The sequence below is a fragment of the Pedobacter sp. 22226 genome (assembly GCF_052045455.1).
GTDB classification, from domain to species: Bacteria; Bacteroidota; Bacteroidia; order Sphingobacteriales; family Sphingobacteriaceae; genus Pedobacter; species Pedobacter jeongneungensis.
In genome coordinates, this window is sequence record NZ_JBQEPB010000003.1 from 64,650 (window position 1) to 78,859 (window position 14,210).

11 protein-coding genes are annotated in these 14,210 nt (G+C 39.8%); 2 read left to right on the top strand and 9 right to left on the bottom strand.

The window, feature by feature from the left end; genetic code table 11:
* Positions 1 to 3 precede the first annotated feature (3 nt).
* Positions 4 to 2,499: a PAS domain S-box protein gene (locus tag ACTJKC_RS07220; RefSeq protein WP_440790880.1), complete on the top strand. Its 2,496-nt coding sequence runs from the start codon at positions 4 to 6 to the stop codon at positions 2,497 to 2,499.
* 224 nt (positions 2,500 to 2,723) lie between these two features.
* On the opposite strand, the gene ACTJKC_RS07225 is transcribed toward ACTJKC_RS07220, so the two are convergent.
* Complete coding sequence (locus ACTJKC_RS07225; protein ID WP_440790881.1) at positions 2,724 to 4,730, bottom strand: urocanate hydratase; 2,007 nt, start codon at positions 4,728 to 4,730, stop codon at positions 2,724 to 2,726.
* A gap of 19 nt (positions 4,731 to 4,749) precedes the next feature.
* Positions 4,750 to 6,285: a histidine ammonia-lyase gene (gene hutH, locus ACTJKC_RS07230; RefSeq protein ID WP_440790882.1), complete on the bottom strand. Its 1,536-nt coding sequence runs from the start codon at positions 6,283 to 6,285 to the stop codon at positions 4,750 to 4,752.
* Positions 6,286 to 6,361: 76 nt separating this feature from the next.
* On the opposite strand from hutH, the gene ACTJKC_RS07235 reads away from it, so the two are divergent.
* The gene (locus ACTJKC_RS07235; protein WP_440790883.1) at positions 6,362 to 7,255 is read left to right on the top strand and encodes a LysR family transcriptional regulator; all 894 of its coding nucleotides are present in this window, start codon (positions 6,362 to 6,364) and stop codon (positions 7,253 to 7,255) included.
* A gap of 41 nt (positions 7,256 to 7,296) precedes the next feature.
* Here the strand turns inward: ACTJKC_RS07235 and ACTJKC_RS07240 are convergent, their stop codons facing one another.
* From ACTJKC_RS07240 to tssD, 7 genes are read right to left on the bottom strand one after another with little or no spacing between them, the layout of a single operon-like run.
* Positions 7,297 to 7,839, bottom strand: coding sequence for a DUF4259 domain-containing protein (locus ACTJKC_RS07240; protein ID WP_440790884.1), 543 nt, complete (start codon positions 7,837 to 7,839; stop codon positions 7,297 to 7,299).
* Positions 7,793 to 8,440, bottom strand: a complete 648-nt coding sequence (locus tag ACTJKC_RS07245; protein WP_440790885.1) for a hypothetical protein — start codon at positions 8,438 to 8,440, stop codon at positions 7,793 to 7,795. Before ACTJKC_RS07245 ends, ACTJKC_RS07240 begins: the two co-directional genes overlap by 47 nt.
* A 1-nt stretch (position 8,441) precedes the next feature.
* On the bottom strand, positions 8,442 to 10,403 hold the full coding sequence (locus tag ACTJKC_RS07250) for a polymorphic toxin-type HINT domain-containing protein (RefSeq protein ID WP_440790886.1): 1,962 nt from the start codon (positions 10,401 to 10,403) through the stop codon (positions 8,442 to 8,444).
* A 6-nt stretch (positions 10,404 to 10,409) separates the two neighbouring features.
* Positions 10,410 to 12,248 (bottom strand): type VI secretion system Vgr family protein, encoded by a 1,839-nt coding sequence (locus ACTJKC_RS07255; RefSeq protein WP_440790887.1) that lies wholly within the window; start codon positions 12,246 to 12,248, stop codon positions 10,410 to 10,412.
* A gap of 34 nt (positions 12,249 to 12,282) precedes the next feature.
* Positions 12,283 to 12,744, bottom strand: coding sequence for a hypothetical protein (locus ACTJKC_RS07260; RefSeq protein ID WP_440790888.1), 462 nt, complete (start codon positions 12,742 to 12,744; stop codon positions 12,283 to 12,285).
* 46 nt (positions 12,745 to 12,790) lie between these two features.
* Positions 12,791 to 13,651 carry a hypothetical protein gene (locus ACTJKC_RS07265; RefSeq protein WP_440790889.1) on the bottom strand — a complete coding sequence of 287 codons (861 nt, stop codon included), beginning with the start codon at positions 13,649 to 13,651 and terminating at the stop codon, positions 12,791 to 12,793.
* 58 nt (positions 13,652 to 13,709) lie between these two features.
* Positions 13,710 to 14,105 (bottom strand): type VI secretion system tube protein TssD, encoded by a 396-nt coding sequence (gene tssD, locus ACTJKC_RS07270; protein WP_344852381.1) that lies wholly within the window; start codon positions 14,103 to 14,105, stop codon positions 13,710 to 13,712.
* Positions 14,106 to 14,210: the final 105 nt, after the last annotated feature.

The following is a 14,210-nucleotide window of genomic DNA, read 5'->3' on the forward strand; positions in this document are numbered from 1 at the left end:
GTAATGAGTCAGTCAAGTCATTTTTTAAATAACGATAAATTAATAGAAGTTTTTAACCTAACCTATACAGCAACAGCTGTTCATGTTGGAGAAACGGCAATAATCCAGGCTGCAAATGATGCCATGCTCAGGATCTGGGGGAAAGACAGGAGCATTATCGGAAAATCGTTAGAAGATGCTTTACCCGAACTAAAAGGCCAGCCTTTTATCGAAATGTTCAGAAAAGTATGGCTGGAGGGATTGGTCATTTCCGGAAAAGATACGGCTGCTGATATCATGATTGAAGGCGAGCTCAAAACTTTTTATTTTGACTTTGAGTACCGCGCAATTAAAGATAATGACGGGAAAACCATTTGCATTTTACACACTGCAATTGATGTAACCGAACGGGTACTCAGAGAGGAAGCACTGGAAAGAGAACGTGAAAAAGCCGAAGCACTTGAACGTGAGCAAGCTTTAAATGAGGAACTTGCGGCAACTGTAGAAGAACTTGCAGCAACGAATGAAGAACTGGTGGCCACAAATGAAGAGCTCCAGGAAACACAAGAAACATTACACGTTTTAAATAATGAACTGGAATTAAGGGTTTTAGAACGCTTTAACCAGCTTTCGGAAAGTGAAAAACGCTTTAAAACCATGGCAGAAGGCACAGATATTTTTATTGCCGTTGGCGATGAAAATGGAAATGCAATATATTTTAATAAACCCTGGACAGATTTAACAGGCCGGTCGGCAAATGAACTGCTGGCTTTCGACTGGACGAGTTTAATCCACCCGGAAGACCGTGATCAGTACAAACAAGCTTATTTATCTGCGCTTGCTGAGAAAAAATCATTTGTGGGCGAATTCAGGATCCTGAGCAAAAAAGGCGATTACAGGTGGTTGCTGGCCAGTGCGCCGCCGCGTTTTCATGCCGATGGATCTTTTGCCGGCTACATCAGTTCGTGCGTTGACATTACCGAACGAAAACTGATTGAGCTGGAAAGGTTAAACCTGAGCAAGCTAATTGAGGCCAGCTCAGAATTTATAGGCCTGGTAGAGTTGGATATGTCTATCCAGTACCTCAACCCTGCTGCAATAAAGAAGCTGGGATGGAAAAGCATTACCAACAGAACAATTTTAGATTGTGTTTTTCCTGATGACCGGTCAGCTGCAGAGCAACTTTTACCGGGGATTCTGCATAATCAGAATTTTAGGGAGGAAATCCGTTTCTGGAATGAGGAAACAGGAAAACCTTTTTGGATTGAATGGAATGGTTTCGCAATTAAAAATGAAGAAAACGATGAAGTGATTGCCATGGCTACGGTAAGCCCTGATATTACAGAGCGAAAACTTCATCAGGAAGAACTTCAGGACATTAACATGGAAATGGCTGCTGCAAATGAGGAACTGGCCACCACAAATGAAGAACTGGCCCAAACACATGAAGACCTGATCCAGTATGTAAATAAACTGGCTGATAGCGAAGAAAAACTTCGCCAGGCAATAGAAACCGGTAGAATGGGCACCTGGAGTATAAATCCAAAAACGCTTGAGATAAGTATGTCCGGATTTGTTAAGGAATTATTAGGCTTACCTATTGATCAACCTGCAGAAATGGAGGCAATTATGCAGGCCGTTAACCCTGATTATCATAATATGCTCAATATAGCTCTGGAGAATGCCTTAAAAAATCATTCATCAAGCGATACCGAGTATCCGATCAACAATTTAATTACAGGTGAAGAAAAATGGGTGAGGGCCACGGGAAGGGTATTTGTAGATCAACATGGAAATGCAACCGAATATTCGGGGTTATTTATCGACATTACAGAGCAAAAATTAGATGAACTCCGTAAAAATGATTTCATCGGAATGGTGAGTCATGAATTAAAAACGCCTTTAACCGCTATAAATGGTTTTGTGCAGGTTTTGCAGCGTAAAGCCAAGAAAGACGAAGATAATTATGCGATTGTTGCTTTAGATAAGGCACACAGCCAGATCAGAAAAATGACGACGATGATTAACGGTTTCTTAAATGTATCTCGATTGGAATCTGGTAAATTATTAATCGAAAAAACCGATTTTAGCTTAGATGAATTATTGAAAGAAACCATTGAGGAAACTTACATTTCGCAATCTTCACATCAGATTATATTAAATCCAACCTGTGAAGTAACCATACATGCCGACCGCGATAAAATCGGGAATGTAATTTCGAACCTGATCAGTAATGGCTTAAAATATTCAGATAACGGTACCCGTATCGAAGTTACCTGTAAATTGCGCGATACCGAGGTCGAAATCCAGATTAAAGATGAAGGCATAGGCATAAAACCTGATGATATCGATAAACTTTTTGAGCGTTATTACCGTGTAAAGGGCAACCATACCATTTCAGGGTTCGGAATCGGACTTTATTTAAGCGCCGAAATTATCGAAAGGCATCATGGTAAAATATGGGCAGAAAGCGAAGAAGGCAAAGGTTCTGTTTTTCATTTCACACTGCCATTAGGGTAAAGTTATTGCATTTTTTTCGTCATTGCGAGAAGGCTTTTTCAGCCGACGAAGCAATCTTTCCTGCTAGCGATCCTCGTTAGAAAGATTGCTTCATCGTTCCTCCTCGCAATGACAACTTTTCTATAGGAATCTGTCAATGGTAGTGAAACGAAGAATCTTTTTTAAACCCCAAGATTCTTCACTACGTTCAGCATGACAACAAAGGTATTCTCTAGAGTAGAAATCTACCTTATCCCCAATCCATTCAACACTCCATCATCAACCAAATTCGGAAGCGTAATTTTTAAAGTACCGGTGCGTTGCATTTCACGTTCTATAGCAAAGCGGGCTTCTTGATTACGGGCCCAGCTTCTTCTGGCAATTCCATTATTTACATCATAAAAAAGCATGTTCTGTAATTTTTCTGCAGCTTGTTCAGTTCCGTCCAGTACCATTCCGAAACCACCGTTAATTACTTCACCCCAGCCTACACCACCACCATTATGAATTGAAACCCAGGTTGCGCCTCTGAAACTATCACCAATCACATTGTGGATGGCCATATCTGCAGTAAACCTGCTTCCATCGTAAATATTGCTCGTTTCCCTAAAAGGCGAATCTGTTCCGCTCACATCATGATGATCCCTGCCTAAAATAACCGGTGCCGATAATTCGCCCGTTTTAATGGCTTCATTAAATCGCAAAGCAATTTTTGCCCTTCCTTCAGCATCAGCATATAAAATACGTGCCTTAGAGCCTACTACCAATCTGTTTTCTTTTGCTGCAGTAATCCAGTTGATGTTATCCTGTAATTGCTGTTGTATTTCTGGTGGAGCAGTAAATTTGATTTCTTCCAGCACTTCTTTCGCCATGCGATCAGTTAAATCGAGGTCTGCCTCATTGCCCGAAGCACAAACCCACCTAAAGGGACCGAAACCGTAATCGAAACACAATGGGCCTAAAATATCTTCTACATAAGATGGATACCTGAAATCAACTCCATTGCCCGCCATCACATCAGCCCCAGCCCTGCTGCATTCCAGCAAAAAGGCATTTCCATAATCGAAAAAGTAGGTTCCTTTTGCAGTATGTCTATTAACGCTGTTCGCCTGTCTTTTTAATGAATTCTGAACGTTAAGTTTAAACTGATCCGCTGCATTCGCCATCATTTCGTTAGATTCTTCGAAACTTAAACCTGCAGGATAATAGCCACCAGAATACGGATTATGAAGCGAAGTTTGGTCAGAACCGATGGTAATTTCGATATTTTCCTGATCAAAACGTTCCCAAACATCCACCACGTTACCAATATAGGCCAATGAAACTGTTTGTTTTTCATGTTGAGCCCATAAAACCCTTTTTACCAGCTTATCTAAATGATCAATCAGCTCGTCTACCCAACCTTGCTGGTGTCTTTTGGTTGCAGCCTTAGGATTAACTTCTGCACAAACTGTAATGCAGCCCACAATATTGCCGGCTTTGGTTTGGGCACCGCTCATGCCACCTAAACCTGCTGTAAGAAAAATTTTTCCGGCCACATCTTTTCCGTAAAAACCCTTTTTACGAAAAGCATTCATTAAAGTTATTGCCGTACCATGAACAATGCCCTGTGGCCCGATGTACATATACGAGCCGGCGGTCATCTGCCCGTATTGGGTTACTCCTAAAGCATTAAATTTTTCAAGATCTTCGGGCGAAGAATAGTTCGGCACCATCATACCATTGGTTACCACCACACGCGGTGCCGCAGCATTTGAAGGGAATAATCCCTGTGGGTGCCCGCTATAAATGTTCAGCGTTTGCTGATCAGTCATGGTGGCGAGGTATTGCATGGTGATTAAATATTGTGCCCAATTCTGGAATACACTTCCATTCCCACCATAGGTAATCAGTTCTTCAGGATGCTGTGCGATGGCCGGATCTAAATTATTCTGGATCATGAGCATAATGGCGGCAGCATGCTGTGTATGGCATGGGTATTCTGTTATCGGCCTGGCATAAATGGCGTAATCAGGCATAAAACGGTACATATAAATGTGCCCGTAGTTTTCAAGCTCTTGTAAAAACTCTTGTGCAAGTTCCTGATGCCAGGCTTCAGGAAAATAACGTAAGGCATTTCTGATACTTAATTTTTTCTCTTCTGCATTTAAAACCGTTCTCCTCACCGGCGCATGGCTTAATTGTGGAGTTCTTATTTTTTTTGCTGGTAAAACCGACGGAATACCTGCCAATAACTGTGCTTTAAAATCCATTTTTCTGCAATTTTAAATCTTAATTTAAATCCTGTTCTGCTTTGGCTACTGCAGCAACAATTTCTCCCCGTTGTACCATGCGGATGGCATTTTCCATCATGTTATACATGATCTGATCTTCTTCAAAATGATCAATTTCGGTGCGGACAAAATCATGAACCGCAGCCAATATTTTTCCAGGTTTTAATGGATGGTGATAATCAACCGCCTGAGCAGCACAAAAAAGCTCGATGCCCAGTATTTTTTCTACATTTTCGATTACCTGTAAGGCTTTACGTGCTCCTATCGAGCCCATGCTTACATGATCTTCCTGCCCCAGCGAGGTTGGAATACTATCGGCACTGGCTGGGAAACAAAGCCCTTTATTTTCGCTGGCCAAAGCCGCCGAAGTGTATTGAACAATCATAAATCCTGAATTTAATCCGGTTTCTTTCATCAGCAATTTCGGCACACCAGGGGTATTTCCTTCTAAAGAGAGGTAAATCCGTCTATCGCTGATGTTTCCAATTTCCGAAGCGGCTAAACAGGCGTAATCAAGTGGTAAAGCCAATGGCTGCCCATGGAAATTCCCTCCGCTAATGGTTAAATCATCATTAAAGATGACTGGATTATCAGTTACCGAATTAAGTTCGATTTCTAAAGCTTCTTTTAAATGCAACCATGCCGTTCGGGAAGCACCATGTACCTGCGGAATGCACCTCAGGGAATAAGGATCCTGCACTTTGGCACAACCGGCATGCGATTTCATAATTTCAGAGCCCTGCAGTAGTTTCCGCATTTGTTCTGCGACCGAAATATTTGCCGGATATGGCCTTAACTGATGAAGTTGTGCATGAAAAGGCTTTTCTGATCCTTGCAAACCTTCGATCATCAAGGCAGCGATAATATTAGCAGAATCCAGCACATTTTCCAGACGTTGTACCACTTTAACGGCGTGTGCGGCGATAAACTGCGTACCGTTAATTAAAGCCAGGCCTTCTTTTGGTCCCAATTGTATGGGCTGCATCTGATGTGCTGTTAAAAGTTGGGCGGTAGAAATAATTTCGCCTTTGTAATGAACCTTACCCAAGCCGATTAAAGGTAAAAAGAGATGAGATAAAGGAGCAAGATCGCCAGATGCACCAACAGAACCTTGTTTAGGCACAACCGGCGTAGCACCGGTTTCTAAAAACCAGATCATCAGGTCGAGGGTTTCTACATTAATGCCTGAATATCCCTGAGCTAAAGCCTGTAGTTTTAAAACCAGCATCAGTCTTGATATTTCAGTATCTATAGGTTCGCCAACGCCAACAGCATGGCTTTTCAAAATATTTTCCTGCAATTTACGGGTATCAACAGCCGAAATCATGGAAGTACATAAGGGTCCGAAACCAGTATTGATGCCATAAACGGCCTTGCCAGAAACCGCAATCCGCTCTACCACTTTACTGCTCTCAATTACTTTTTCGCGTGTGCTTTCGCTTAAAACGCCCTTTATTTCACCATTACTGATGGCTAAAGCCAGTTTAGCAGTTAAATGGTCTGTTCCGTAATTAAAAATCTGTTGCCCGCTCATGTTATAAAGGTTTTAAACAAAAATAAGCCCTATATTTGATACCTATAAATACCAATTACATCATCATGTAATAACCATGAGTTATCAGATAGAACTTAGGCACCTAAAATATTTTCAGGTTTTGGCAGAGGAACTGAAGTTTAGAAAGGCTGCTGACCGCTTATTTATTTCTCAACCAGGATTAAGCCGGCAGATTAAACAGATGGAAGAAATTTTTAACGCCCCACTGTTCGATCGGAACAAGAAAAAGGTAACCCTAACCGCAGCCGGCCTTTACCTGAAAGAAGAAGTTGATTTTCTGTTCAGCCACATCGAAAACATTAAAAAACAGTTAACCAACATTACTGAGGGCAAACAAGGTGAACTACGGATCGGTTTTTTAGGCTCGGCAGCACAGAAAATTGTACCTGAGGTAATTTTTAAACTGAACAAAGATTTTCCGGAAATCCGGACCAATCTGGATGAAATGCCCAATAAACTACAGATCGAACTCCTGGAAAAGGATATGCTTGATATGGGGTTTGTGCGGATGCAACAGTTTAAGCCAGGCATTTCCAAATACATGATCCACCAGGACACTTTCTCGCTGGTATTGCCCAAAAGCCACCCGATGAAGAAGGTAAGTTTTGAAGCGGTAAAAAAACTGGGTGATGAGCCTTTTATATTCTTCTCTAGCGACGACAGTCCATTTTATTACGACCTGATGATGAGCATTTGTGAAGACCATGGTTTTAAACCCAAAACCTACCATAAATCTGTTAATGCTTTAACCATTTACAAACTGGTAGAGGAAGGTTTAGGCATTGCCATTGTACCCACGGGCCTTCAATATGGCTATCAGGAAAATGTGAAGTTTGTAGAGCTCACCCATATTCCACAAAGAACAGAGCTATATATGATCTGGAAAGAATCGAACCGGAATCCGGCGTTAAAGAATGTAATTAAGATGCTATTACAGGATAATACTTAGTTGAGGGCTCCCTAATAATTGAAATCAAAGATTCCATAAAATCAATTCTTATTCCAGTCCGTTGATAACCATGGATTGTTCTTATCTACAGGGGGCAAATTATCATCAGGTTCGAAGCCTGGCGCAATCGTTTTAAGGTAATCATTTAAAATTTTAACCAAAAATAGTTGATAATCCTGCCATTCAGCATACTCTTCCGATTCTTCCCATAACGATCTTAATTCCGAATGATTTTCAAAGAATAAAATTTTGTGCGTAGCCTTAATTGTCTTTTGAATTAAATTGTAGGTGATATGAAGGGAAGTATTAATCTTGATTGTTGGGTTTATGAGCCCTTGTTTAATTGCCAATAATTCTAAATAACCTAAAGTAATAAAACTCTCCTCATCATCTATAAAATCGGGTTCATTTAAAAGCCCGTCTAATACTAATTCTATCGCTGTAGAATCTCTTTCTTGCTGAAAGTCGTTAAGCCAGTCAATAGCAGTATCGTTTTCAAAATTTTTTATCCCCCAGGCACCCATAATAACATTATTGTTAATAAAATCTAGCCAAATCAAAGCCCACTTCCTTTGATAATTCATAATACGATTTCTTAGGATCAAGTCCTAAATCTGCATATACTTTATTTCGTAATTCTGGAAAATTCCGAAGGTCCATTCTTTTAAAGCTTTCGCTATAGTGCTCTCCATCAATTAAGCCATGCTGGTTTTGTAAGTAAGCACATTCATTAGCCAATACTTCCGGAAATTCGGCACTCCAATCTATTTCAAATTCATCGGCATCTTCGTATTTTGTTTCAAAACTTAATTCGCCCCTTAGAAGATTAACATGACCTAATGAATTTGCTAATATTTCTGGAAATTCGAGGGCTTTATAATCAACTTTATTATTGCCAACTTTCCCCCATTTCAACTTATTATTTTTTGAATCTATTCTATATATAAAAACCCCCTGAATAAGAATGTTTAATGCATCAGGCATGCTTATACTATCATAAATTCCAGTATACATTTCTAACAATTGGCAATCTTCATAAACATCGAAGTATGCTTCTTCATTTTTTGTATCTTCTTTATTTAAATATTGTTGGTCAACATCAAATAATACTCTACCAAAAATGTACTTATCAATATTCGTTAATTTTAAATAGAAAATATCTCCAGGATTTAATTTTTCTTTCATCTTAAGGGCATTTTATAATTTTGCTAAAATAATCAAACTTTTTTCTTGATAATGCATTGATCTTGTTCTTGATCTGTGCACCTAGTTTTTGTAATTTCGTGCCGTTTTTCATAATATAATGCTGCTCTCTAGCGGCAGTTTGAAATGCATTCCAATTACCCTTATCTAAAACTTTTATACGATATCTCTTAGGATCCAATTTTTTTTCAAGAACATGCTGTGATAGCCGAGTGCCCTCTTTTTGAACACTCTTCCCAACATACACAATTTTATTTGTGCTCTTATCTACAATGCCATAAATTTTTGTTGGTCTAGGACTTAAATCATTATATGAAGAATTAGGAAAGGGGTTACCATTGTGCACCAATATATCCAAAGGAGATACATAATAAGTATGTGCATCTTTCACTTCCAGATTAAAAGTAGGAACACTAATATCCACATGTTTTATAGCATTTACCAGTTTTCCCCCTCCATTGGCATCTCTTAAAATACATCCTTCGGTAATTTCTCCTGCAATAATCCAATCGTTATGGGTGAGAGACCAAAATCTGTGAGAAGAGGTACACTCAAGCACTTCATCCTCAATATATAAACAGCAAATTTTCTCCGTATGACTCTGATACACTTTCAATATTTTTTTCAGTATATTTTCATTCTTTTCAGCATCAAAAGCCAGTACAAAATCTCCAACTGCAAGCGTTTCAATAGGAGCATAACCATTTTCTATTTTAACTAAAGTTTCGGCCGTAAAGCAATGCACAAATTTGGCCAGATCATCCCAGGTTTTAGCAATATTCTCAGCGGCCTCTGCTGCCATCTTACTCACACATTTTCCAGTATTATGCACCAGGAAATTCATTTCACTTACAAAATATGTATGTAAATCATCAACTTCGAAATTATAAACCTTTTTCTTTTCGTATAAAAAGTCGGAAGAAATCAAGGTCACCCAATTGCCGCTTCTTGCCAGGATTTTATCATTTTGGGTAAGGTCGGCAGCTTCTTTCCAACCTTTCTGCGTATAAAAAGGATGTTCGGCAGTAGTTTCTATATTTTCGGTTTCGAATGTTAAAACAATAGTTGCATCAACATCATTTTCCATTGTATTTAAGACTTCCCTGAGTTCATTTTCTCTGGTTTCTTCGTTGTATGCCCAAACAAAATCGCCTATTTGGATATCTTCGATATTTTTGTATCCATTTTCTATTGCGATTTTAGTTCCTTTTATAAAACAGGCAAATACACAAACTTTCATGGTAGCCTTAGCAATGTCATCCACATGTTTGGCTACGCCTTTGGCCAATGCTTTGGCTCCTTCTTTGGTAAGCACTTTCCCGGCGGCCTCCAGCGCAGCTTTCCCTGCAACTTTTAAGCCTGCCTTTAAACCTCCTTTTGCTGCGGTAGAAGCAGCCGTTGTTGCACCAAAACTAACTACACCAGCAATATCAAGCGCTAAGAATCCAACATTGGCCGCTACCATCCACCAGTTGCCTTTTGCTGCCGAGCGTACAATACCGATTACACTGCCCACTACCGGGATCAATTCTGCAGTATCCCACCAGCCCCAACCTTCATCTTCTTCTTCTTTTTCGCTATGCTCATCGGTCATTTTAGCCAAATCTTCTTCGCTAACAGGAATCTGTCCACTCGTCATGAATTCGATTTTACCACCAATACTACAGGGTAGTTTGGATTTAAAAAGCAAAGTTTCTTTCCCTTTGATTTTTACCTTATAAGTATCTGTCCAATCTACTGGTGCTGGCGCACAGGCGGATCCCGTAACACTACAAACCCCAAAAGAAGGAATATTGGCAATGGGAATTTTATCGGCCTTAGTGCAGGCCATACAGCCGTTTATTTTAACATTCTGATTGGCCAATCCCTTAAAAAAATTGGGAGTAGCGCCTTTATCACAATGGCATACGGCTTTATCAACAATATATTCTAACTCATCAGGCATAATCTTTTAGGTTATATCGGTATCATTAGAGTTAATTCTTATAGTGGCAGTTCCGCTCATTTTAACATCAGCACCATCAATTTTGGTTTCGGTACTTCCCTTAACTGATGCTGATGCTGTTGTACTTTCTACGCTTACATCTGTTTTACCCTTAATGGCCACCCCCATTTCCGTAGCGTCTAAAGTAATGCCTTCTGTATCTGCCGTTGCAGCAATGGTTTTTTTGGCGCTAATGGCTATTGTACCTTCTCCGCCGCCTTCTTCGCCGGGCTGGGCATTAATGGCAATGCTGTTGCTGGCATTCACGATAAAATCTTTGGTATTAATGGTAAAGGTATTGGGCGCAGTTAAGGTTATGGTGCCATCTCCATGCATTACCAGTATGTTACCGCTCGGATCTTTCACGGTGGCACTTCCTTTACTATCATCTAATATCACCGAGCAACCGCTCCTGGTGGTTAAGCTTTTCGTTTTGTTGGTTTCGCCACCACCGGCACCAATTTTACCGTGGTACATGCTGCCCATTACAAATGGCCGGTTGGCATCGTTATACCTGAAACCAATTAACACCTGATCGCCGGTTTCGGGTACAAATGCAAATCCCCTGTTCTTGCTTACCTTGTCGCTGCTTCCGGCATCGGGCGTAAGTACCCTGATCCACTCTGTTTTGTCGGTACCGGTTTGCCAAAGCATCTGTACTTTTACGCGGCCCATGCCTTTGGGGTCGTTATTATCAACCACTTTGGCTATCTGGGTTTCAGCTATCGGAATCTTAATATTGTACACAGGGATTACATCGGCTCCGGCATCTATTCCGTAAAAATGGTTTTTATATTCATTATTCGATTGGATCTCGTGGGTAACCGAGAGTACCAGGTAACTTCCTTCATCCTTTTCTACAAAATTCAGTTCTTCGCGCTGCGAGTTGATGATTTTAACAATTTTGCCAAGGGCAACTGCAGGATTATCGCCCACAGCATTAATACCTACGAGATCATTTGAAACAGCAGCTTTTTTTACCTTTAGGATATCATCCAGCTCCTTTTGCGAAGTAATGCGGTTACGCAGTGGAGTATTGTTTTCTCCATTAAAAGTTTCCTGTGATTGCTGGATGGCGAAAAGGCTGTGCTCAGATAAGCCACCTGTATCTGGTTTTGCGGTACCACTTAATACCTGATCGTTTTCGGAGTTATAGGAATAATTGGAAAAATTAAGGTGGGCAACCCTCATAGAAAAATCCATCTGCTCAATATCGCGGCCATAAACCAGCTGGATTTCTTCCAGTTTATCGGGCATTCCAAAGCACAATTGCTCGCCATTGTAGAAAAACCATTCGCCATATAATGCCGAAATCCGGTTTATAAAATCGAAGTTACTTTCTTTGTACTGTGTAAAATATCCCAGCGTTGCATTACGGTTTACATTAATCTGTACCTCAACACCGCCGGCCTTTAATACCTTAGCAGTTATTGCCTCCAGATTAAGCTGGTTAAATGAACGCATAATGGCTCCACCATCAAGCTTTATAGTAGGGCTATAACCACTCAGTACGTATCCTCCGCTCTGTCCGTGTGCTTTTATCACACTTATTTTAGTAACCAGCCCTTTAAACTTGTTTGCAGATTGACCAAGTGCAGAAAAAAGTTCTATAGTAATATCCTTGCCAATCCAATTTCTCGACTGGTAAACATCAAATGTTCCGGCAAAACCAAGATCGAACAAACTGAGGTGCAATTCGAATTCATGGTGGTTGTTAAATGACTGTGACAGCTTAAGATAGGTGAAGTGGCTGATTTTTCCACCATCTACAAATATTTCTGCCCGTACTTTATTTGCTGTAGACATGTTTTTCGGTTTAGAATTGATTATTGAGGGTTAATTAACATTTTAATATAAAACCCAATTGGCCGGTATAACTGCCTTTACCAAACGATTTGGGTAAAACCTGCTTTTTTAAATAGATTTCTATCGCATCATGAAGTGCTGTAATATCATTGCTGCTCAGCTTTTTGCACTGTATGGTTTCAGACTCCCGCCTTACGTTTATCACTTCTCCATTTTCATTTGAGGTAAGGGTATAGCTAAAAGAAATCTTATCGCAATCGCTACAGTTGGTAGCAACTTTTCTGGCCTTTAAAAAAGGATTCAGGCATTCGCTGATAAACTTCAATTTGATATCAGCCCAATCCAAATCCTTTTTTACTTTTTCCATATCTACCGTTGTTGTATCCAACTGCGGGGCTTTTGTTTTATTCGCCATATTTGTGTCGGTTAAGTCTTCAGATTTCTTTTTCACCTGCTCTCTCTCATTATTTCCGCCTGATTTACAGGATGATGCCATTATAAAACAGCAGCACAGTATTCCTATATTCTTTAATATTTTCATTTTAATCGGAGAAGTATATATTGTTGCTATTATTATCCGGAGAAAATAATTTTTCATACGCCTGCATTGTTTTTACAATATCGTCCATGCTTTTACCGGCCAGAATCTGTTTTAAGATAGGTGTTGCATCAGATCTAACAGATTGTTTTGTGCCAAAAACAACTAAATTAGCCTTCGATTTGATTTTTCCTGTTTCGGTACGTACGAGGCCAAATTTTTGCATTTTATCCTTTACCGACCATTTTCCCCTGATCTCGTCCAGGTAATCGATAGATGAGCAAGCATTAAAAAACCAGACCTGGTATAAGTTTTCTCTAAAAAGATTCTTTTTGGTAATACTTTCTAAATCGTTATCCTTCCGGGAGTGCATCCCTTTTACATATTTTATTCGCAGGGCTTTATCGTGGGGAGAATTTTGAAGTTTAAGCTGATTATTTGCATGGGCAACCGTATTCAATCCAACAATGAAATTTTCTTTACTGCTTTTCTCATCGTCAAAATCGGGTCCTATACCTATACGCCCATGGCCGCTATAAATTACAATCTCTTTGGTGGCTAAAAATGAGGCAAAGGTGCTTGCCGGACTTTTCTTTTTTGAACTGGTGATGTAAACATAGATATCAACATCAACCAGCTGTTTGGTGGCGGTTAAATAGTACCTTTTACGTAAATAGTAAGTATCGTAATATAAATCTGATGATGATTTTGCTGTTTTGCGGAAGCCATTGCCGAGCAATACTGTTATGATATCATTCAGTTCATTAGAGAAATCGGGCTTTTCACCAGCAAATTCATAGCCCACTCCAATAGCAATATCCAACCGCTTATCGCGGAAGAGCTTTGCATAATCAATATTTCCCATAACTTAAATGTTTATGAGATAGAAATGTATTTCAATTTCTACCTCATTTATAGAAAATTTAAGCTTTTGGCCAGTCGTTTTCGTGTTCTGCGTTACCCACCTTTAATTTACGGGCAGATACCACAAAACTTAAAGTCATAGGTGTATTGTCGTTTACCGCAATACCCTCGTTATACTGGATGATATAGGCATCTTCAAAAGTTAGTTCTTTCATCTTTGCATCTTCTTCACCTTTTTTGAAGATAATGCTACCAGCCTGTGGCTTATATTGGTTGTTAACCATTGATTCGATTACCGAGGTATCTTCGGTTGATTCGATTTCGATGTTGATGGTACCACCATAAACACCTGACGATGGACGGCCTTTTGCGTCAACATCTCTGTTTAATGAAAAGCTGCACTGTAGTACATCAAATTCTTTTGATCCTAAGTTTAAACGGGTTTTGAATGCCATTGTAGTAATTTTTAATGTTTTTAAATGAATGAATTGCGTTGAGCGGTTGCGATAAGCGCATGGGGTTTGGCGTAAGGCGTTCTATTGCCTTGTACCCTAAACCTT